We start from the raw sequence: 20927 nt of genomic DNA on the forward strand, positions 1-20927 counted from the left end.
CCTGCGCGGCGCTGCCGATGTCGCAGGTCGGCCTGGACGGCGCCTGAGCCGTCACGGGCGCTTGCGGCCGAGCGCGCCGACGACCGGCGCCATCAGCACCGCCAGCAGGGCGATCGCAGCGGAGATATAACCGATCTTGTCCAGCCCCAGCGTCGGGATCACGGCGCCGCCCAGCATGGCGCCGATGCCGATGCCGGCATTCGCGGCCGAGACGTTGGTGGTGCCGGCCAGCGCCTGCGAATGCGTCGCCGAGCTCATCACGCGCACCTGGCAGATCGGGAACAGGGCGGTGTAGGCGATCCCCCATACTGCCAGCACCAGGCAGAACATCGGCAGCGAATGCACGGCCGGCACGCTCAGCGCCATGCCGATGCCGAGCAGCGCCGCGAAGCCTGCCGTGGCCTTGACCGGCGCGCGGTCGACCGCCTTGCCGCCCAGCCAGTTGCCGACCAGGCCGATCGCGCCGAAGCCCATCAGCCACCAGCCGACCCGGGCCGGGGCGATGCCGGCCAGGCGCTCGAGGATGTCGGCGAGGTAGGTGTAGGCGGTGAACATCGCGGTGAACACGACGATCGACAGTGCGACGTTGGCCAGGAAGTAGGGCTCGCGGAACAGGCGCGCCTGCTGCTTGAAGTCCATGCGCGGGGCGCGCGCCACGGCCGGCATCAGCGCCCACAGCGCAGCCGCCATCGCCAGCGACAGCACGGCCAGCATCCAGAACGCGTTGCGCCAGCCGACGCTGTTGGCGGCCACGGTGCCGAGCGGGATCCCGAACAGCAGGGCCGCCGAGATGCCGAGGTAGACGCGCGACACCGCCTGGCCGGCCTTGGCGGGACCGGCCAGCTGGCCCGCGGTTTCGCTGGCCGTGCCCCAGAATACCGGCAGCGCCAGCGCCGGGATGAAGCGCGCCAGCGCCAGCACCCAGATGTTGGGTGCCAGCGCGGCGAGGGCGTTGGACAGGGCGAACACCACCAGGATGGCGACGAACAGCTTCTTGCGGTCCAGGTGCGACAGCCAGGCCGTCAGCGGCGGGCCGAACAGCATGACGGTGAAGGCGAACAGGGTCACCAGCTGGCCAGCGGCCGAGATCGAAATGGCGAGGTCGCGCGACAGCGCCGGCAGCAGGCCCACGATCAGGTATTCGGTGGTGACGATGACGAAGGCGGCGATCGCCAGGATCAGGATCGAGATGGCGGCGCCAGGCTGGGTGGTATCGTGCGCGGCGCGTGTTGCGGTGGCTGGATGGGACATGGAAAGGTTGTCGATTGCAGGGGTGAGCATCCTATTCGATATGTATGTTCCTATCTCGGGTATTTTTTCTATAATTAGCGGAATTTATTTCCGGAATCAGGCATGCCGAACAGTGAACGTTTGAAAGGTGTAGAAGTGTTTGTTGCAGTGGCCAGGGCCGGCAGCTTCGTGCGCGCCGGCGAGCGCCTGAATCTGACCAGTTCCGCGGTCGGCAAGGCAGTCGCGCGGCTGGAAGTGCGGCTGCAGGTGCGCCTGTTCGAGCGCAGCACGCGGCGCCTGGCGCTGACCGAGGCGGGCGGCCGCTTCCTGGCGGCCTGCACCCGGGTGCTGAGCGAACTCGAAGAAGCCGAACATGCGCTCGGCAGCGACGGCGAGGTGCTGGCAGGGCGCCTGCGCATCGACCTGCCGGTGACCTTCGGCCGCCTGGTGGCGCTGCCGGTGCTGGCGCCGTTCTTCGGGCGTTATCCGCGCCTGCAGCCGGTGCTGTCGTTTACCGACCGCTACGTCGACATCCACGACGAAGGCATCGACGTGGCGCTGCGTATCGGCAGTCCGGAAGCCTGGCCGCCGTCGCTCGGCCATTGTTACCTGGGTCGGGAACAGAAAGTGTTCTGCGCGGCGCCGGCCTACCTGGCCGCGCACGGGACCCCGGCGACGGTCGAGGACCTCGTGCAGCATGCCGCCATCATGTACCGCAAGGCCGACGGCAGCATCAGCCCGTGGCTGATCCGCAGCGGCGAAGGCCGGGCCGAACCGCGCATCGAAAAGACCGCGCTCGATGCCCGCATCGTGGCCGGCAATGCCGAGGCCCAGCGCGACCTGACGCTGGCCGGCCTCGGCATCGCCCAGTTGCCGACCTGGCTGGTCGGCGGCCAGCTGGCGGACGGCAGCCTGGTGCAGGTGCTGCCGGCACATGCGGCGCCGGGGCTGCCGCTACATGTAGTCTGGCCCAGGGCCAAGGCGTCGCTGCCGCGCGTCAGCCAGGTGGTGGCTGTGCTGTGCGAGGCGCTCGGCGACGAGGCCGATGCTGCGCCCGAGGGCGCGGTCGATGCGGCAAGTTGACAAACTGTCTTTATTTCTCCTCTTTCATCTGCTAGAGTCCGGCAACACTTTTGGGAGACTCGAGATGAAACGCATCATTGGAGCAGCCGTGCTGGCCTGCGTGCTGGCTTCTGCGGTAACAGCCTGCGGCGGCGCGGGCGAGGGACCGCCGCTGGGCGAGTTCGCGGCGATCAGCAAGAAGGAAACCGACGCGCCGTTCGTCCTGACCGCGCCGTCGTCGCGCAGCCCGGCCGCGTTCGTGTACACCAGCTCGAATCCCGCCGTGGCCACCATCAGCGGCGCAACGGTCACGATCAAGGGCGTCGGCCAGACCGAGATCACGGCCGCCCAGCCAGGCTACGAAAGCTACGGCCCGACGCGCACGTCGACCACGCTGACCGTCAGCGCAACCTGCGTCAGTCCGGCCACGGTGGCGAATTACGCCTGCACGGCGCCGGTGTCGCCCGGTGCGACCGCCGCCCTGACCGACGGCCTGATCTACGCACGCGTGCTGCACACCGACACCTATGCGCACGCGACCGACTTCTGCGCCGGCACCGTGATCGACAGTGTCGCCAACTGGCGCCTGCCGACCCAGGCCGAGCTGGCGCGGCTGGTGGCGTCGGGCAAGATCGCCGGACACAACTGGCAGCTGGGCAAGGCCTGGACCTCGACCGCGGCGGGCGGCGCGAACGGCGCCCACATGGTGCTGGACCTGGAGACCGGGGATGCTGTCAGCCGCACGGATACGGATGTGGCTTACGTCAGCTGCGTGCGCTCATAAATGCAAGGCAGGGAGCATGCCGAGCCGGCGTTACGCCGGCTCGGCATGCTCCACCAACAACTGCACCTTGGTCACGCCGTTGTACTCGTTGGCATCCAGCCGGAAGGCCACCCGCGCCATGTCGCCGAGCGCGTCGGTGTGGCCGAACCAGATCGCGTCGTAGCGGCGCCCGTTCCGTTCCAGCAGCAGCTTGAGGTGCTTGTCCTTCAGGATGCGCTGGCTGACCACGCGGAATTCGTCGACGAACACCGGCGGCGCGAAGCCCTGGCCCCAGACCTGGCCGTCGAGCAGCTCGATGAACTGGGTGCTGTAGAAATCGTCTTCCAGCGGGCCGTCGGTCTCGACCACGCGCTCCAGCTGGGCGGCGCTGAGCCAGGCCTGGCCGACCGCCTCGAAGGCCTGGCTGAAGGTGTCGAAGTGGTCGCCGCGGATGGTCAGGCCGGCCGCCATCGCGTGGCCGCCGAACTTGTCGATCAGCCCCGGCACGCGTTTGGACACCAGGTCCAGCGCGTCGCGCAGGTGGAAGCCCGGGATCGAGCGGCCCGAACCCTTGATCCAGCCGTCGCCGGCCGGCGCGAAGGTGATGGTCGGGCGGTAGAACTTTTCTTTCAGGCGCGATGCCACGATGCCGATCACGCCCTGGTGCCAGCCGTCGTCGAACACGGCGATCGTGCTGGCGGCGGCCGGTTCGAAATCGTCCAGGTGCAAGAGGGCGGTGCCCTGCATGTCGGCTTCGATCTCGCGCCGCTTCAGGTTGATCTCGTTGAGCTGCTGGGCAATGGCCCAGGCGCGGCCTTCGTCGTCGGTGGTCAGGCATTCGATCCCGAGCGACATGTCTTCCAGGCGGCCGGCGGCGTTCAGGCGCGGACCCAGCGCGAAGCCGAGGTCGAACGGCGAGGCCGTGCGCGCCTCGCGCCCGGCGACGCGGAACAGCGCCGCCACGCCGGCATGCATGCGTCCGGCGCGCATGCGCTTCAGGCCCTGCGCCACCAGTATGCGGTTGTTGGTGTCGAGCTTGACCACGTCGGCCACCGTGCCCAGCGCAACCAGGTCGAGCAGGGAATCGAGTTTGGGCTGCGTCTGCGCATCGAACACGCCGCGCTTGCGCAGTTCGGCGCGCAGCGCCAGCAGCACGTAGAACACCACGCCGACGCCGGCCAGGTGCTTGCTGGGGAAGCCGCACTCGGGCTGGTTCGGGTTGACGATCACGCGCGCGTCCGGCAGACGGTCGCCCGGCAGGTGGTGGTCGGTAACGACCACGTCGATGCCGCGCCGCTTGGCCGCCTCGACGCCGTCGATGCTGGCGATGCCGTTGTCGACGGTGATGATGATGTCCGGCGCCTTTTCACGCGCGGTCAGCTCGACGATTTCCGGCGTCAGGCCGTAGCCGTACTCGAAACGGTTGGGCACGATATAGTCGACGTGCGCGTTCATCGCGCGCAGGCCGCGCAGTGCCACCGCGCAGGCGGTGGCGCCGTCGCAGTCGTAGTCGGCGACGATGGTCATCTTCTTGCCGCCCTGGATGGCGTCGGCCAGGTAGACGGCGGCGGCGTCGATCTGCAGCAGGGCGGCCGGCGGCAGCAGCGCCTGCAGCTCGCTGGCGAGTTCGCGCGCGTCGGTCAGGCCGCGCGCGGCGAACACGCGCGCGAGCACGGGGTGGATGCCGCTCTGGCGCAGCATTTCGGACTGGCGTACCGGGCAGGGACGGATGGCGATGCGGGTTTTCACAGTGCGGTCTTTAGATGCGGGTCTTTAAATGAGTGCTTCCAGACTCGGACGGCGCCAGAACTTGCGTTGGGCCATCGGTGTGGTTACAAGTTCCAGGTGGCCGTCGCGGTGGCTCAGCACCAGGCGCAGGCTCTGCACGCGGCCCTTGCCCAGCAGCGCCAGCAGCGGCGCGAACAGCTCGGCTTCCAGATACTGGATGGCGCGCAGCCAGCCGTCCCAGTCGGCGGCGATGGCCGGCGCAGCCGCGTTGCCGGCCACCAGCAGCAACTGGCCGGCCTGCGCCGCGTCGATGCCTGCCAGCAGGGCCGACGGCGTGGCGGCACGCGTGCCGGCGAGGGCATCGAGCCAGCCCGGCACCGCATGGGTCAGCACGGCAGGCCTGTCCATCGACTTGCCCTGGGCGCTGGCCACCAGGCGGGTGGCCTCTTCGGTCGCGCTGCTGGCGCCGCCCCAGGGCCAGATCGAGTTGATCGGCACCTGGCCGCGCGCCTCGCGCGCCGCGTTGACCGGGTCGGTGAACCAGCTCACCTGCACGTCGTTCTGCAGCTTGCGGAAGGCGCGCGCCTGGGCGCCGGTCGGCATCCAGTCGGTCAGGTTCATGCCCACGGCCGCATCAAGGCTCGCCGTGTGCAGGTCGTCCCAGGCGTCGGCGCGCATGAACCAGGTGTCGGCACTGCCGTAGCGCAGGTCGTGGCCGGCTTCCGTAAAATTGATCAGGGCGCTGTCGAACAGGGCGCGGCCTTCGTCCTCGCGCAGGTCGAGCTGGCGCGGGTCGCCCATCATCAGGTGGGTGCGGGCGATCTGGATGTGGGTCGGATTGACCACGAACCAGGTGCCGTCCTGCGGGTCGAGGCCGAGGCCGCGCATCGCGCTGGCGGCCACGGCCGGCTCGACGCCGCGCATCAGCCCGAGGGCGCGGGCGATCCACAGTTCGTGCGGCAAGACACGCTCTTTCGGGTCGAGCGGATGGTAGCGGCGCTCGGACGTGCGCGACGACAGCGCCGCCAGCGCCGGCGCTTGCAGGGCGCGGATCAGGTCGGGCGCGAACTCGGGAACGGGGAGGGCGAACGGCAGGACAAGCGAAATATGAGCCATCCTCGTATTGTAGGCCATGTCCGCCAGAAATGCGCGGCCTGTGCAGGCATGGCCGGTTTGCTAAGGTTTCGGTTTGCCCGGATCTTTTCCCGGCGCGCCGCCACCCGGGGTGACGCCGGCACCGCCGTCGCCCGAGACTTCGGCCGGTGAAGCGGCAGCGCGCATGGCGCCGGTGCCGAGATTCGGCCCGCTGCCGGAGGTGCCGGGCACGACGCCGGCACGCGCGCGCACGATGCCGCCGGCGTCGCTGCTGGCCGAACCGGCGCCGCTCAGGCCGGCCGCGCTCAGGCCGACGGTTTCCTCGTACCAGGTCTGCACCAGCGACAGGTGGGTGCGTTCCTGCACCAGCGCATCGCTGAAGCGGTCGACCAGCTTGTCGTGGCCGCCTTCTTCGGCCAGCGCGATCAGGGTTTCCCAGCCGGCGTTGTCGCACAGTTCGATGGTCAGGATGGCATGCAGCGACTGGGACAGGCTGGTGCGCGGATCGTTCAGCACCTGCACCATGCCCATCGACTCGACCCCGACCACGTCCGCGCTGGGCGTCTGCGCGGTCGGGTCGCCTCCCATCGATTCGATCGCTTCCTTCATCAGGAGCATGTGGCGTGCCTCGTCGCCGCGGATGCTGGCGGCCTGTTCGCGCGTGATCGATCCCATCGATGCGGCGGCGGCGCTATCAGCCTGCAAGACGTCGAGCTTGGTCAGCAGGGCGTCGTACAGGCGGGTGCCGGTGCGCTCGAAGGCCAGCCGCTCGGCCATCTTGTCGAGCAGGATCTGCGGCTTGTCGCCGGTCAGCATGTTGACGCCCATGCTGACCATGCCGGTCACCGTGCCCGGCGCCGGGATCGAGCCGACCCCGCCCGAGTCGGCGATATAGGCTTCGCGCAGCTGCAGCGCGGCGCTGTCGTCGCCCGGCGTGCCGCGCGTGAGGATGTCGTCGTCATCCAGCATGCGGCCGGTTTCCAGCGGCGACATCTGGATGCCGGTCTTGTTCATCCCGACATGTTCATGTTGTTGCGCCATGATGTCCTCCGATGGGGTTCAATGCAGGGTGGCCGGCATGCTGGCCGCATTCGCCATGCCGGTGGCCTGGGCGGCGCCGCTGACGGCGCCGCGGGTGACGATTTCGGTGCCCGGCGCCCACACGTAGCCGGCGGAGATCGCCATGCTGGGCGAGCCGTCGCTGTTCATCTGGGTGCGGTAGGCGATGCTGTCGCGGCTTTCCTGGTCCTTCGGCACGAACTGGGTGCCGAGGGCGCGCAGGTCGACCTCGTCGACCAGCACCTTGCGGTAGAAGTCGCGCTGCGATTTCAGCGGGATCGGCGCGTCGAAGGCGCCGGTGATGACCTCATGCGGATCGCGCCGCTCGTATTTCGCGAAGGCCTCGGCCGCGGTGTGGAAGTGGCCCAGCTCGTAGTCGAGGAAGCGTTCCCAGATCGCCTTGATCTCGTGGTTGGTCTCGGTCTCGACGCAGCTGTAGTAGTTGTAGCACTCGTTGGCCTCGTGCAGCATCCACTTCTCGAGCCAGGTCTCGGTCGGATCCAGCATCGATTCGTACTGGGTGACGTGCTGCTCCTCGACCGAGGCGATCTCGGCGTAGAGCTGGCGCGCCACCGGGTCGGCGAACAGCGGCCCCACGTTCATGTAGTAGTTCTGGGTCTGCTGTTCGGTGGAGGTGATGGTCAGCGCATGCAGCTTGCTCAGCATGTGCGCGGTGCTGTGGTCGTAGGGCACGCGCAGGTCGTCGGACGGATGGCGGTGGTGTTCCCAGGTCGGGCGCGCCGGCAGGATGTCGGTGTAGCTCTGCACGATGTTGTTCGGGTCCTTGCCCTCGAGGCGGTCGAGCAGCGCGGAATAGCGGTACAGGTGGTCGAAGTCTTCCAGCAGGCCGAAGCGGTAGCACTGGGCCAGGTAGCCGTCCGGCTCGCGCTGGGCCACCGCCGCGGTCAGTTCGATCGCCACCTGCTCGTAGGCGATCGTGGTCTCGAGCGGGGAATGGTCGGGCGACAGCAGCCAGTTGACCATCGTGGCCTGGTGCTGTTCCGAGCGCCGGATCAGGGCCAGCGGCAGGCGCAGCGCGCTGTTGCAGCGCGCGCAGTTGTGCGAGAAAGCGAGCGCTTCGAGCTCGATGGCGTTCATGATGATGACGCGCACGCGGGTAAACGCGTCGTCGTCGAGCTTGCTGAGGGGTTTGCGCACCAGGTCGCGCCAGGTATAGCGCTGGTTGTCGATCGGGTTGCCTCTCGAATCGAACACGCTGAATGCCATGGTGATTCTCCTGAAACGGATGCGCCGTCGGGGTTCGGCCTTTTCGTACGATAGGCGGACGCGCCCGAAGTTCCGTCGGCGCGGTTTCATTCCAATTTTGGCCGCTCTGTTAGGAAATTGTTATTCCAATTGTGACAAGACCCCACATGGATGAGTTTTGTGTGGCACACTGCGACACCAGATGGTTTTAGACCGGAGCACATGAGCCTCATCCACAAATTGCCCTACGAATGGCTGGTCGGCCTGCGCTACACGCGCGCCGGCAAGCGCAGCAACCGCAACAGCTTCATCTCCTTCATTTCCCTGATTTCGGTGTCCGGTATCGCGCTCGGGGTGGCGGCGCTGATCGTGGTGCTGTCGGTCATGAACGGCTTCCAGAAACAGGTCACCGACCGCATGCTGTCGGTGCTGGCCCATATCGAAGTCTTCGATGCGGGCGGCAGCATGCCGGACTGGCGCAAGGCCGAGGGGGAAGCCCTGCGCAACCCGGCGGTGCGCGGCGCCGCGCCCTTCGTCGAGACCCAGGGCCTGCTGGTCAAGGACGACGCCATGAAGCCCTCGAACATCCGCGGCATCCTGCCCGACGAGGAGCCCAAGGTGTCCGACGTGGCGAAACAGGTGCGCCAGGGCAGCCTGCAGGACCTGCGGCCGGGGCAGTTCAACATCGTGCTCGGCTACGTGCTGGCGCGCTCGCTCGGCGTCGGCGTCGGCGACAAGGTCAACATGATGCTGGCCCAGGGCCAGATGACGCCGGCCGGCATCGTGCCGCGCTCGCGCCTGTTCACCGTGGCCGGCATCTTCGAGGCCGGCCACTACGAATTCGACTCGAGCATGGCCTTCATCCACATCCAGGATGCCGAGCGCATGGAGCGCCTCGACGCCCCCAACGGCCTGCGCCTGCGCATCGCCGACATGCACCAGGCGCCGCAGGTGGCGGCCCAGCTCAAGGGGCAGATGTCGGGCAACCTGGTGATGCGCGACTGGTCCAAGCTCAACGCCAACTGGTTCGCCGCGGTGCAGACCGAAAAGCGCATGATGTTCATCATCCTGACGCTGATCATCGCGGTGGCCGCCTTCAACCTGGTCTCGACCCTGGTGATGACCGTCACCGACAAGCAGCCCGACATCGCGATCCTGCGTACCCTCGGCGCCTCGCCGCAGTCGATCATGAAGATCTTCATGATCCAGGGCGCCCTGGTCGGCATCATGGGCACGCTGGCCGGCGTCGGCCTGGGCGTGCTGGTGGCGCTCAATATCGACGTCATCGTGCCCTTCATCGAGCACCTGTTCGGCATCCAGTTCCTGTCCAAGGACATCTATCTGATCAGCGAGATCCCTTCGGACATGCGCTGGCCGGACGTTTTCAAGATCGGCGGCGTCTCGGTGCTGCTGGCATTCGTGGCGACGATCTATCCGAGCTTCTCGGCGTCGCGCGTCAAACCGGCTGAGGCCCTGCGTTATGAATGACATGAACCACACATCGAACAACAATAACAGTGCTGCCGGCGGGCTGGCGGTGCTGGCCTGCCGCGGCGTCGGCAAGACCTTCACCCAGGGCGACTATTCGGTCCAGGTGCTCGGCAACATCGACTTTGCGATCGGCCGCGGCGAACGCGTGGCGATCGTCGGCGCCTCCGGTTCCGGCAAGTCGACCCTGCTGCACATCCTCGGCGGCCTCGATACCCCGAGCACCGGTTCGGTCACGCTGCAGGGCGAGGACTTCGCGGCGCTGTCCGAAGCCCGCCGCGGCGAGCTGCGCAACGCCTCGCTCGGCTTCGTCTACCAGTTCCACCACCTGCTGCCGGAATTCTCGGCGCTCGACAACGTCGCCATGCCGCTGCTGATCCGGCGCATGAAGCGTGCCGACGCAGTCGCCCAGGCCGAGGCCATGCTGGCGCGCGTCGGGCTGACGAAGCGCGCGATCCACCGTCCGGGCGAACTGTCCGGCGGCGAGCGCCAGCGCGTGGCCCTGGCGCGCGCGCTCGTCACCCAGCCCGCATGCGTGCTGGCCGACGAGCCGACCGGTAACCTCGACAGCCAGACCGCCCAGGGCATCTTCGACCTGATGCTGGAACTGTCCAAGACCCTCGGCACCTCGTTCGTCATCGTCACCCACGACCCGGAACTGGCGCGCCGCTGCGACCGCGTGCTGCGCCTGGCCGAGCACGGCCTGCATCCGGAGCGCTGACCCCATGACGGCGCCGCTCTGGATCGATACCCATTGCCACCTCGACGCCCACGAGTTCGGCGACGAATCGCTGGCCGTGGCGGGGCGTGCCGGCGCCCAGGGCGTGGGCATGATCGTGATCCCGGCGGTCGAGCGCGGCAACTTCGACGTCGTGAAGCGCCTGGCCGACGGCGCGCCCAACACCAGCTATGCGCTCGGCATCCATCCGATCTGCGTGCCCCGGGCCAGCGACGACGACCTGCTCGCACTGCGGCGGCGCGTCGAAGCGTCGCTCGGCGACCCGCGCTTCGTCGCCATCGGCGAGATCGGCCTCGATTTCTTCATCCCGATGCTGTGCGAACCGGCGATGCGCGAGAAGCAGCAGCGCTTCCTGCGTGAACAGTTGCGCATCGCGCGCGATTTCGACCTGCCGGTGCTGACCCACGTGCGCCGCTCGCAGGACCAGGTATTGAAACATTTACGCCAGCTCCGCCCCAACGGCGGCATCGCGCATGCCTTCAACGGCAGCTTCCAGCAGGCGCAGAACTTCATCGACCTCGGTTTCCACCTCGGCTTCGGCGGCGCCATGACGTTTACGCGCGCGCTGCAGATCCGCCGGCTGGCGCTGCAGCTGCCGCTGGACGCCATCGTGCTCGAGACCGATGCGCCGGACATTGCACCAAGCTGGGTGCATCCGGGGCGGAACAGTCCGGAACAGCTGCCGGCGATCGGGCGCATGCTGGCCGAGTTGCGCGGCATACCGCTCGATGAGGTGCAGGCGGTTACTCATGCCGCCGCGCTCAAGGCCATTCCGCGGCTCGCTGCGCTGATGTAGGGTGGGCACCCATCCGCGCCGCGTAGTCAAGGCGCATACCGCCGCTGCATAAACTGCGTTCAGACCGCCCCCGCTGCGCCGAGTTCCACGGCCTTGCCATCGTCCGCACCACACGCCTCCACGGTGCGTCACACGCCACCCTGCAGATGCGCTGGAATCGCTTCCGCGCGTCTGCGGAATCATAATCTCCGTGTCCGGGAAGCATGGAAAAATGACCACATCTACCGCATTGCGGCATCGTCATCGGAGAGATTGTGGAAAGCGCCAGCGAGTTCCTGCGGGTCCTGCAGCACGAAAAGTCCCTGAGCACCGCGCACCGCGCACTGCGCCTGCGCCTGGCGCACGGCGGGCAGCAGGGCGCCAGCACCTTCGATGACGTCCTGCTGCCGCAGCGCGTGGTCGGCAGCGAAGCGGTCTGCGGCGGCATCGAGTACCGCATCGCCTGCCTGGCCGGCAGCCCGGCGCTGCCGCTGAAGGAGTTCATCGCGCTGCCGGCGGAGCTGCAGTTCGTCACCGACCGCGGCCAGTTGCGCAGCGTGTGCGGCATCGTCACCGAAGCGCGCGCCGGCGACGCCGACGGCGGCCTGGCTGCCTATGAACTGGTGCTGCGCGACGTCTTCGCCGTCATGGAAAAGCGCAGCGGCAGCCGCATCTTCCGCTATCACAACGAGCTCGAGATCGTGCAGGTGCTGTGCGACGAATGGCGCCATGCGAACACGGTACTGGCGAGCGCTTTCGAAGTCGAGCTGGACCCACTGTTCGACATGCGCGCCTTTCCGCCGCGCGAGCAGACCATGCAGTACAACGAATCCGATGCTGCCTTCGTGCGCCGCCTGCTCAAACGGCGCGGCATCGGCTGGCTGTTCCGGCCGGGCCGCAGCCGCACCACCGCGGTCGACCCCTTGCACGACCGCACGCCGGCGCACACGCTGGTGCTGTTCAACGATGCCAACAGCCTGGCCCGGAATGCCGCCGGCACGGTGCGCTACCACCGCGACGCCGCCGCCGACGGCCGCGACACCATCACCTCCTGGACCGCGGCGCGGCGCCTGCAGCCGGGCGTCACCACCCGTCACAGCTGGGACTACAAGAACCCGGGCGCGCCCCAGTTCATGACGGCCAGCAGCCGCGGCAACGCCGACCAGGGCCCGGGCGGCAACCGCCTCGCGGCCACCCTGGACGACTACCTGGTCGACATCCCGCACGCCGGCAACGACGTCGAGGACAGCTGGCGCCTCGGCCAGGTGCGCATGCACCGCCACGAGTTCGCGTCCAAATGCTTCGAAGGCGAGGGCAGCGTGCGCGACTTCTGCGCCGGCCAGTATTTTTCGCTGGAGGGCCATCCGGAAATCGACACCCACCCGGCATCCGAGCGCGACTTCGTGATCACCGAACTGCACGTCAGCGCCGACAACAACCTGCCGCGCGAACTCGACGCCCGCGCCAGCCGCCTGCTGCCTGACCCTGCCTGGCCGCCGCTGGCAGCGCCGCGCACCGGCGACGGTGCCGCGCGCGTGCGCGTGCGCTTTTCGGCGGTACGGCGCGGCATCCCGATCGTGCCGGCCTTCGACCCGCGCATCGACCTGCCGCATCCGCAGCTGCAAAGCGCGATCGTGGTCGGCCCGAAAAGCGAAGAAGTCCACTGCGATGCGCTGGGCCGGGTGAAGATCCGCTTTCCCGGCATGCGCGCTGCCGACCACGCGCATGCGCACGGCGCCGGTGCTTCGGATTCGCCGGCCGATTCGGCCTGGGTACGGGTCGCCTCGAACTGGGCCGGCAACGGCGGTCCGGGCAACGGGGGCGGCGCCGGCAGCCGGGACCAGTCCGGCTTCCTGGGCCTGCCGCGCGTCGGCACCGAGGTGCTGGTCGCCTTCCTCGGCGGCGACCCGGACCGCCCCATCGTGCTGGCCCAACTCTACAACCAGCGCGCCGCGCCCCCCAGCTTCAGCGCCGTCGGCGACCTGCCCGGCAACCGCTACCTGTCCGGGACCCGTACCCGCGAAATCCAGGGCCGGCGCGGCAACCAGCTGCGCTTCGACGACAGCCAGGGCGAGATCAGCGCCCAGCTCGCCAGCGACCACGGCAGCTCCGAACTGAACCTCGGCTGGCTGACCCGGCCCAAGGCCGGCGGCGCGGGCAGCCCGCGCGGCGAGGGCGCCGAACTGCGCAGCGACAAGGCGGTTGCCGTGCGCGGCGGCCAGGGCGTGCTGCTCAGCGCCGAAGCCAGCCCGGAGGCGGAGGGCGCCCAGCTGGGGCGCGCCGGCCTGGTCGGGCTGGCCGAAGTCATGCAGGGCATCCTCGACGAAGTCGGCAAGCTGGCCGCCGTCCACACCGGCGACGAGCCGGCCGGCGAGCGCATGGCGGCGCTGGTCGACAAGCTGAAGCGCTGGCACGAAGGCAGCAACGTCGCGGAGGGCGGCACGGGCGGCGGCGAAGCCATCGTGGCCGCGACCGCGCCGGCCGGCATCATCGTCGCCAGCCAGGACAACCTGGCGCTGGGCGCGTCGAGCAAGATCGACGTGGTCAGCGCCGGCGATACCGAAGTCGCGGCCGGGCGCAACCTGTTCCTGCGCGCCGCCCGCAGCATCGCCATGTTCGCGCACGAGCTGGGCCTGAAGCTGGTGGCCGGCCGCGGCAACATCGTGGTGCAGACCGACCAGGGCCACATCGAGATCAAGTCCTCGGGCCGCATCAGCCTGATCGCCGCCGAGGGCATCGAACTCGATGCGCCCTTCGTCAGGGTGGTCGCGCCCGGCGCCCAGACCGATTGGGCCGAGGGTTCGATCACGCACCAGACCAGCGGCGCGCAAGTCATGAAGGGCGCCGATTTCGTGCACCTGGGGCCGGGCGGCGCGACGCCACAGGGCCTCAAGCTGCCGAGCGCGCGCCTGCAGACCGACGAATACGTGGTGCTGCACCACCAGCAGACCGGCAAGCCGGTACCGAACCAGCGCTACATGGCGAAGCTGGAAGACGGGCGCACGGTCACCGGCCGTACCGACGAGACCGGCAAGACCTCGCTGCTGATCGGCGACATGATCGGCGACGTCGCCATCACCTTCCTCCCCGATTGATCCGTCCCACCCATAACGATAACGGAGCGCCCCATGGCCGACCCGACCCGCCCCTTGCCGAACCTCGTCCCGCAGCCCGATGGCAGCTGGGTGGGGCATACGGTGTTGACGCCGACTGCGTTGCATACGCGCGGGCGCTTCACGATGCCGTCGAGGAAGGTGGTACCGGTGATCGTGGTACCCGGGATCATGGGCAGTAATTTGAAAGCAGGGCCGAGAGCTGCCAAACAGGCGGAGCGTTTGCTGAAGCCCGGCGAAGAAGCATGGCGTGCCCCGAATGGACTCGTCGAAGGTGTCACCGCGGCACGGCTTTGGAAGAGCCGTAATCCACGTACCCGCCAACTGATCCTGGATGGCGACATCCTGGAGGTGGATAACCGCGGTGCCATCAACCTGCCGGACGATGCTTCGCAATACGGTACGACGAAGGATGAGGTACGCGAGCGCGGATGGGGCGAAGTCCACGCGGACTCCTATGGCAAGCTGCTGTATGGCTTGTATATCGGTTTGAACCATACCTTCGAGATGGACCCGCTGGACCGGGTGCGCGTACTGCGCCGCCACTGGCGCGACGTGATCGACTGCGACCCGGCCAGGTGGGGCGTCCGATCGATCGAGAAGATTACCGAGAAAGAACTGGAAAAGCACGCCGACTATTATTATCCGGTGTACGCCTGCGGCTACAACTGGCTCAAATCGTGCGAAGACTCGGCCAATGCCTTGAAAGAACGCATCGAGCAGATCATCGCGTTCTGGCAGCAGCGCAAGTGCGATTGCCAGAAAGTCATCCTGGTAACGCATTCGATGGGCGGACTCGTCGCACGTGCCTGCGCCAAGCAGATTCCCGACCGCATCCTCGGTGTGATTCACGGCGTCATGCCTGCCCTGGGCGCGCCTGTCTGTTACCGCAGGATCGCCTGCGGCACCGAAAAGTGGAGTCCCAGTAACGGCAAGGTCCAGAACAAGACGGCCGAGGCGGTGGCGGAAATTCTGGGCGAGCGGCCCGAATCGACGATGGCGGTGATGGCAAATTCTCCGGGGGCGTTGCAGCTTCTGCCGAATCATCTGTATCCGGGGCCGTGGCTGCACCTCTACATGGTCAGCCGGGTCAATAACAAGGATACGGGACGTGATGTCGCGCATCTGCCCGCTGGGAACCCTTACGACATGTACCGCGATATGGATTCATGGTACCGGCTGGTCGATCCGCAACTGGCCGATCCCGCCAACAAGTCGCGTGGCGATCTCCGCAAGGTCAAGGGCGACATCCGCGCCGCGATCGACGTCGCCGAGCGGTTTCACCGGGACCAGCTCGGTACCTACTATCATCCGAATACGTATGTGTTTTATGGCACCGATCCGGCGGAGATGTCCTTCGGTGCGGTGCGCTGGGTAGCGCGCGATCCCGGCGGCGGTGCCGTCTTTACCGAGGCGAACCTGCGCGGCGCGGCGGGAACCGGTTATGGACCGTCGGGCGGCCGGCGCGTGCGTGTCGAGGGGCGCACGGACCTGCATTTCGTCCCGGCGCGACAAGATGTGGCTGGTGATGGGACTGTCCCGCAACAGTCCGGTGCCGGACCGAAAGGGATGGTGCGGCAGATGTTTGACATCCGCGGGTTCGATCACCAGGAAGCGTTCAACCAGGACGCTGTTCTGCTGCTGACCCATCACCTCATTGTCAAAATGGTACAGACGCTGGCATGAACTCATTGAGCAAACATGGACGGACGTTCATCGCGCGCTTTGCAGCGTTGTTGACTCCCCGTTCGATCATCGGACTGCCATAGAAGTTTGCCATGATGCGAATGAGGAAACGCGGATGGCGCGAAGTCATCGTTTTGCTGGCGGCCCTGGGCTGTGCGGGAAGCTGGGCAGCCAGTCAGGTCCGGAGTATGCGGGACAGATCCGAGGTGGCGAAAATGACGGAAAAGGTAAAAACGGTATGCGTCGGGCGCTTCCTCGTCGATGTGCCGGCGAATGCCGAAGTCAGCCTGTCAAACCAGATGATGGATGGCTTTGCGATCGACACGGTCGAGGAAAGCGAGACCGCATTCAGCACACGGCTGGCGGCACGCGAAGCCGAGATCCGGTCGCGCGGGGGCGCCACCGACGGCACGGGCGGGATGGTCGAAGCGTCCGATCTGCGGGTCGGCGGTATGTCGGGACGGAACTTCGTTTATGGCCTCAACCGCGGCTACTGGATGGAAGGCGACCGGCGCGTCGATGACGAGTTCGTCTCGTTCGAAGCGCATGCCCACACCGGGGGGCTCAGCTTTACGCTGTCGAGGAAAGTGGCAGACGCGGCCGACGCCAAGGTTGCAGAGACCCTGTTGGCCAGGCTGCAACTGCGAGGCGAGGACGAGGTGCCAGCCGTGGCAGGCTTCTGTATCGGGCGCGCCTTGTTCGCCGAGCCGCTTCCGCCTCACAACACGGAGCATGTCGTGATGCACATCGGCTTGCCCGGCCACCCGGATATCGGCATGGCGTTTGCAAGCCTGCCCGGCGGGCGCAGCGCCCGCAGTCTGCTGACGCGCGTGGCGGAGATGGATGCGGACGCCGGTGCCGATGAGATGTTGCGCGTGACCAAACTTCGCACGGGCAAGCGCGACATTAACAATTTCCCCGGTGAAGAGTCGCTGGAGCGTGTTCGCGAGTTTAATTTCGCAACGACCTTTGGCTTCGTGTGGGAAACGGAAGGTGTGAAAGACGATCCCTTGCAGCCTTTCCTGTCGCTGGAACTGCATGCCGGGATCAGCCCGGAACCTGGCGGCAAGCCGGTCGATTCGAGCTTGCATGAAGATGCCGTGCTGGCGCTATGGGAGGCGATTTCGTCCAGCATCCGCCTGCGCCCGAACGGTCCGCTGCCGTCGGACCCGCCCGCCGAACCGCCGGCGCCGCAGCTGGGCACCACGGCCATCGCCGGCGACATGTGCCCGCAGTCCGGCTGGTGGCAATGCCGCGAGGGTGGCCCCGGCCTCGACGTGCATGGCGGCCAGGTGCAATACATCCGCAAGGGCGAGCGCATGCCGCAGGCACTGCTGCTGCCCAGGCAGACGCTGTGGCAAAAGGTGCGGCGCGTCCAGCCGAGCATGGAAAGTCCGCGCCTGACCGCCTGGACGCTGGTCGACAAGCGTATGCGGCCGCGGGTGACGTCGGTCGTTTCGCTGGCGGCGGCCAGCCCGCCACCGGCCGGCTTCGAATCGGCCACCGCCGAACCGCGCGCAGCGGTCGGGACCTACGTGCGTACTGGTGAAACCTGCCCGGCCAGTGGCTGGTGGCGCTGCGAGGAAGTACACGCGCTGGACGGCACGCGCTGGTTCGCACGCGGCAGCGTGCTCCCTGTGGCCACCTTTCAGGTGCCGCCCGGCGTGTTCGGCAAGGCAGACGGCCCCGAAGTGATCCAGCGCCGCAGCCTCTGGCAACTGATGCGCCAGGTCGAGGCGCCTGCCATGACGCAAGGCACGCCGATGCCGGACGCCGGCCTCTCGCTTGGCGAGCCGCCGGCCCTGGCTTGAGGCGCGCGCCTGGACCGGAACCTGATGCAGGCAACGCCTTCCCCTGATCCGGCATGCGCTGCCTGATCCTCGGCTTCGTCGCCGGCGTCCTGCTCCTGCAGAACGCTGCCACGCTGCCGCCGTCCTGGCTGCAGCTGTGCTGCGCCGCCGCCGCGCTGATGCTGCTGCTGGCGGGGCGGTGCATGACCCGGCCCGCAGCCGGCATCGCAGCCTGCGCCGGCGCCGGCATCATGCTCGGCTACGCCTGGGCCGCGCTGCTGGCGCACCTGGCGCTGGCGCCGGCCCTGTCCACCGAAGACGAAGGCCGCGACCTGCAGGTCGTCGGCATCGTCGGCAGCCTGCCGGCGCGCTTCGAACAGGGCATCCGCTTCAACCTGAACGTCGAACGCACGCTGACGCCGCAGGCAACCGTACCGCCGCGCGTCGCCCTGTCCTGGTACGCCGACAGGGGCCATGCCGCCGGCGCGCTCGCCGAGGTGCAGCCCGGCCAGCGCTGGCAGCTCACGGTGCGCCTGCAGCGCCCGCACGGCAACGCCAACCCGGGCGGCTTCGATTACGAAGCCTGGCTGCTGGAGCAGGGCTTGCGCGCCACCGGCTACGTGCGGGCGGCGGGCCGCGACAACCGCCGCCTCGACGATGTGGTGCCCGGCTTCGGCACCGCGGTCGAGCGCAGCCGCGCCTTTCTGCGCGACCGCATCCTGCATGCGCTGGCGGGCAGGGACTATGCCGGCGTGATCGTGGCGCTTGTGATCGGCGACCAGCGCGGCATCGAGCAGTCCGACTGGCAGGTGTTCAACCGCACCGGCATCGGCCACCTGATCTCGATCTCGGGCCTGCACATCACGATGATCGCCGGGCTGGTGGCGCTGGGCGTGTCGGCGCTGTGGCGGCGCTCGTTCTTTACCGGTGCCCAGCTGCCGCTGCTGCTGCCGGCGCAAAAGGTGGCGGCGCTGGCCGGCGCCGTGGCCGCCCTGCTGTACGTGCTGCTGGCCGGTTTCGGCGTGCCGGCCCAGCGCACCTTATATATGCTGGCGGTGGTGGCGCTGGCCCTGTGGAGCGGGCGCCTGAGCGCGGTCACGCACGTGCTGTGCGCGGCGCTCGGGGTGGTGGTGGCGCTCGACCCGTGGGCGGTGCTGTGGCCAGGGTTCTGGCTGTCGTTCGGTGCGGTGGCGATGATCCTGTTCGCCGGCCATGGCCGGCTCGGTCCCGAGCCGCGCGGCATGCGCGGCGCGCTGCTGCTGGCCGGACGCACCCAGTGGGCGGTCACGCTCGGGCTGGTGCCGCTGACGATGCTGCTGTTCGGCCAGGTCTCGCTGGTCAGCCCGCTGGCGAATGCGGTGGCGATCCCGCTGGTGAGTTTCGTCGTCACGCCGCTGGCGCTGGCCGGCAGCCTGCTGCCCGAGCCGCTGTGCGGCTGGCTGCTGGTGCCGGCGCATGCGGCGGTGGCGGCGCTGGCCTGGCTGCTCGGCCACCTGGCCGCGCTGCCGGTCGCCGTGTGGCGGGCGCCGGCGCCGCAAGCGTGGGTGTTCCTGCTGGCGGCGGGCGGCACCTTGTGGCTCCTGATGCCGCGCGGCTGGCCGCAGCGCTGGGCCGGCGCCGTGGCCTGGCTGCCGCTGCTGCTGCAGGCGCCCGACCATCCGCCCGACGGCGGCTTGCGCGTGACCGCGTTCGATGTCGGGCAGGGCATGGCGCTGCTGGTCGAGACGGCGGGCCACCGCCTGCTGTACGACACCGGTCCCGGCTATGCGCCGGGCGCCGATGCCGGCAGCCGCGTCCTCCTGCCCTACCTGCGCATGCGCGGCATCGGCGCAATCGACGGGATGGTGATCAGCCACGGCGACCTCGACCACACCGGCGGCGCGGCGGCGCTGCTGGCCGAGCTGAAGGTCGGCTGGCTGGCGTCTTCGCTCGCTGCCGGGCATCCGATCGCACGCGCCGCGCCGCGCCACCTGCAGTGCGCGGCCGGCCAGCACTGGGAATGGGACGGTGTCCGTTTCGAGATGCTGCACCCGGCGCCCGCCAGCTACGCCGACGCCGGCCTGAAGGCGAATGCGCGCAGCTGCGTGCTGCGCATCAGCCGTGGCAAGGGCAGCGGCCGGCGCAGCGTGCTTCTGGCCGGCGACATCGAAGCCGCCCAGGAAGCGGCGCTGGTGGCCGGCGCGCCCGGCCGGCTGCAGGCCGACGTCCTGCTGGCCCCGCACCACGGCAGCGGCACCTCGTCGACGCCGGCTTTCCTGCGCGCGGTACAGCCCAGCGTCGGAATCTTCCAGGTCGGGTGGCGCAACCGCTATCGCCATCCCAAGAAACAGGTCGTCGAGCGCTACGCCACGCTCGGGATCGAGCACCTGCGGACCGACCTCGCGGGTGCGCTGACGATCGAGGCCGGCGACGCCGTCGCCATCGACAGCTACCGCGCCGTTCACACCCGCTACTGGTACGGGCGCTGAAGTTCACAATTTGTCAATGTCGGGATAATTTACAGAGGCGCCAGCCTGCCGGAACAGTGTTGCCGTAAGTCTTTGAAATTGCTGAAAAGAATCCAAATGGCATAGCTTGTGCTTGTGAAAGATGCTTACTGTCAAAAAGTGACTTATGAAAAAGCTGATTACCTGCGCCGTCGCCGCATTGTCCATCCATGCCAGCAGCCAGGCCAACGTCGTCTACGAGTGGCAGGGTAACAACAATGCCGCGCCCTACAACCTGACCTTGCGCATGGAATTCACCGACGCCGCCTTCGCCGCCGGTGCGGTGCACGTGTGGGCGCGCCAGTACCAGTTCCTGCCGAATACCGGCCTGGTCTCGTTTCATTACACCTTCCCCGGGCCGGCGCAGCCGATTTCCTATTTGCCGGCCGAGCGCCCCTTCGGCGAAGGCGAATTGCTCGACATGGATATCGTGTTCGAAAAAGATCTGACACTGTCCGGGAATTTCAAGGCGATCGGTATCGAGAGCCATGTTTTCATGGACAGCGTCGGCAGCCTGTTCACCGTCACCAACGCCAATAGCGATGCCGGCATGGTGTGGGCGGGTTGCGCACCGTGGACGGCCTGCGCGGGCGCGACCGGCGTGTTCCGCCAGGTGCCCGAGCCCGGCAGCATGGCGCTGGTGGGGCTGGGCCTGATCGGCCTGGCGCGCCGGACCCGGCGTGGGAAACCGCCGGCGCCCTGATACG

Annotated in this window: 15 protein-coding genes; 10 read left to right on the forward strand and 5 right to left on the reverse strand. The window is 68.1% G+C overall.

The features are described from left to right. Positions 1 to 51 precede the first annotated feature (51 nt). A complete protein-coding gene (locus FBX97_RS05985; RefSeq protein ID WP_141829493.1) occupies positions 52 to 1251 on the reverse strand; it encodes an MFS transporter in 1200 nt (399 codons plus the stop codon). Positions 1252 to 1353: 102 nt separating this feature from the next. Here FBX97_RS05985 and FBX97_RS05990 point away from each other — a divergent pair, with 102 nt between their 5' ends. Together FBX97_RS05990 and FBX97_RS05995 are read left to right on the forward strand one after the other, a co-directional pair. After that, positions 1354 to 2313: a LysR substrate-binding domain-containing protein gene (locus FBX97_RS05990; protein ID WP_141829495.1), complete on the forward strand. Its 960-nt coding sequence runs from the start codon at positions 1354 to 1356 to the stop codon at positions 2311 to 2313. Between the two features lie 64 nt (positions 2314 to 2377). Beyond that, positions 2378 to 3076 (forward strand): DUF1566 domain-containing protein, encoded by a 699-nt coding sequence (locus FBX97_RS05995; RefSeq protein ID WP_141829497.1) that lies wholly within the window; start codon positions 2378 to 2380, stop codon positions 3074 to 3076. Between the two features lie 30 nt (positions 3077 to 3106). Here FBX97_RS05995 and recJ read toward each other — a convergent pair whose 3' ends face one another. The 4 genes from recJ to FBX97_RS06015 form a co-directional block, all read right to left on the reverse strand. Next, positions 3107 to 4756 carry a single-stranded-DNA-specific exonuclease RecJ gene (gene recJ / locus FBX97_RS06000; RefSeq protein ID WP_141830965.1) on the reverse strand — a complete coding sequence of 550 codons (1650 nt, stop codon included), beginning with the start codon at positions 4754 to 4756 and terminating at the stop codon, positions 3107 to 3109. Positions 4757 to 4828: 72 nt separating this feature from the next. Then, on the reverse strand, positions 4829 to 5899 hold the full coding sequence (locus FBX97_RS06005) for a hypothetical protein (protein ID WP_141829499.1): 1071 nt from the start codon (positions 5897 to 5899) through the stop codon (positions 4829 to 4831). Between the two features lie 60 nt (positions 5900 to 5959). Continuing rightward, positions 5960 to 6919: a ferritin-like domain-containing protein gene (locus FBX97_RS06010; RefSeq protein WP_185748487.1), complete on the reverse strand. Its 960-nt coding sequence runs from the start codon at positions 6917 to 6919 to the stop codon at positions 5960 to 5962. Positions 6920 to 6937: 18 nt separating this feature from the next. After that, positions 6938 to 8164 (reverse strand): hypothetical protein, encoded by a 1227-nt coding sequence (locus FBX97_RS06015; RefSeq protein WP_141829501.1) that lies wholly within the window; start codon positions 8162 to 8164, stop codon positions 6938 to 6940. Positions 8165 to 8365: 201 nt separating this feature from the next. Here FBX97_RS06015 and FBX97_RS06020 point away from each other — a divergent pair, with 201 nt between their 5' ends. The 8 genes from FBX97_RS06020 to FBX97_RS06055 all read left to right on the forward strand — a co-directional run bounded on the left by FBX97_RS06020 (position 8366) and on the right by FBX97_RS06055 (position 20923). Beyond that, a complete protein-coding gene (locus FBX97_RS06020) occupies positions 8366 to 9631 on the forward strand; it encodes a lipoprotein-releasing ABC transporter permease subunit (RefSeq protein WP_141829503.1) in 1266 nt (421 codons plus the stop codon). Position 9632: 1 nt separating this feature from the next. Beyond that, complete coding sequence (lolD, locus tag FBX97_RS06025; protein ID WP_141829505.1) at positions 9633 to 10352, forward strand: lipoprotein-releasing ABC transporter ATP-binding protein LolD; 720 nt, start codon at positions 9633 to 9635, stop codon at positions 10350 to 10352. A gap of 4 nt (positions 10353 to 10356) precedes the next feature. Next, the gene (locus FBX97_RS06030; RefSeq protein WP_141829507.1) at positions 10357 to 11166 is read left to right on the forward strand and encodes a TatD family hydrolase; all 810 of its coding nucleotides are present in this window, start codon (positions 10357 to 10359) and stop codon (positions 11164 to 11166) included. Positions 11167 to 11420: 254 nt separating this feature from the next. Continuing rightward, positions 11421 to 14240: a type VI secretion system Vgr family protein gene (locus FBX97_RS06035; RefSeq protein WP_141829508.1), complete on the forward strand. Its 2820-nt coding sequence runs from the start codon at positions 11421 to 11423 to the stop codon at positions 14238 to 14240. Positions 14241 to 14273: 33 nt separating this feature from the next. Then, on the forward strand, positions 14274 to 15944 hold the full coding sequence (locus tag FBX97_RS06040; RefSeq protein WP_141829510.1) for a triacylglycerol lipase: 1671 nt from the start codon (positions 14274 to 14276) through the stop codon (positions 15942 to 15944). Positions 15945 to 16159: 215 nt separating this feature from the next. Then, a complete protein-coding gene (locus FBX97_RS06045) occupies positions 16160 to 17755 on the forward strand; it encodes a T6SS immunity protein Tli4 family protein (protein WP_141829512.1) in 1596 nt (531 codons plus the stop codon). Between the two features lie 53 nt (positions 17756 to 17808). Continuing rightward, positions 17809 to 20202, forward strand: coding sequence for a DNA internalization-related competence protein ComEC/Rec2 (locus FBX97_RS06050; RefSeq protein ID WP_141829514.1), 2394 nt, complete (start codon positions 17809 to 17811; stop codon positions 20200 to 20202). A gap of 145 nt (positions 20203 to 20347) precedes the next feature. Beyond that, on the forward strand, positions 20348 to 20923 hold the full coding sequence (locus tag FBX97_RS06055) for a PEP-CTERM sorting domain-containing protein (protein WP_141829516.1): 576 nt from the start codon (positions 20348 to 20350) through the stop codon (positions 20921 to 20923). Positions 20924 to 20927 lie beyond the last annotated feature (4 nt).

It is taken from the genome of Herbaspirillum sp. SJZ107, assembly GCF_006715485.1.
In the GTDB taxonomy this organism is placed as follows: Bacteria; Pseudomonadota; Gammaproteobacteria; order Burkholderiales; family Burkholderiaceae_D; genus Telluria.

Bases quoted from the DNA above. Each gene is read 5' to 3' on its own strand.
- FBX97_RS05985 (WP_141829493.1), bottom strand. From the start codon at position 1,251: ATGTCCCATCCAGCCACCGCAACACGCGCCGCGCACGATACCACCCAG.
- FBX97_RS05990 (WP_141829495.1), top strand. From the start codon at position 1,354: ATGCCGAACAGTGAACGTTTGAAAGGTGTAGAAGTGTTTGTTGCAGTG.
- FBX97_RS05995 (WP_141829497.1), top strand. From the start codon at position 2,378: ATGAAACGCATCATTGGAGCAGCCGTGCTGGCCTGCGTGCTGGCTTCT.
- recJ (WP_141830965.1), bottom strand. From the start codon at position 4,756: ATGCTGCGCCAGAGCGGCATCCACCCCGTGCTCGCGCGCGTGTTCGCC.
- FBX97_RS06005 (WP_141829499.1), bottom strand. From the start codon at position 5,899: ATGGCTCATATTTCGCTTGTCCTGCCGTTCGCCCTCCCCGTTCCCGAG.
- FBX97_RS06010 (WP_185748487.1), bottom strand. From the start codon at position 6,919: ATGGCGCAACAACATGAACATGTCGGGATGAACAAGACCGGCATCCAG.
- FBX97_RS06015 (WP_141829501.1), bottom strand. From the start codon at position 8,164: ATGGCATTCAGCGTGTTCGATTCGAGAGGCAACCCGATCGACAACCAG.
- FBX97_RS06020 (WP_141829503.1), top strand. From the start codon at position 8,366: ATGAGCCTCATCCACAAATTGCCCTACGAATGGCTGGTCGGCCTGCGC.
- lolD (WP_141829505.1), top strand. From the start codon at position 9,633: ATGAACCACACATCGAACAACAATAACAGTGCTGCCGGCGGGCTGGCG.
- FBX97_RS06030 (WP_141829507.1), top strand. From the start codon at position 10,357: ATGACGGCGCCGCTCTGGATCGATACCCATTGCCACCTCGACGCCCAC.
- FBX97_RS06040 (WP_141829510.1), top strand. From the start codon at position 14,274: ATGGCCGACCCGACCCGCCCCTTGCCGAACCTCGTCCCGCAGCCCGAT.
- FBX97_RS06045 (WP_141829512.1), top strand. From the start codon at position 16,160: ATGACGGAAAAGGTAAAAACGGTATGCGTCGGGCGCTTCCTCGTCGAT.
- FBX97_RS06050 (WP_141829514.1), top strand. From the start codon at position 17,809: ATGCGCTGCCTGATCCTCGGCTTCGTCGCCGGCGTCCTGCTCCTGCAG.
- FBX97_RS06055 (WP_141829516.1), top strand. From the start codon at position 20,348: ATGAAAAAGCTGATTACCTGCGCCGTCGCCGCATTGTCCATCCATGCC.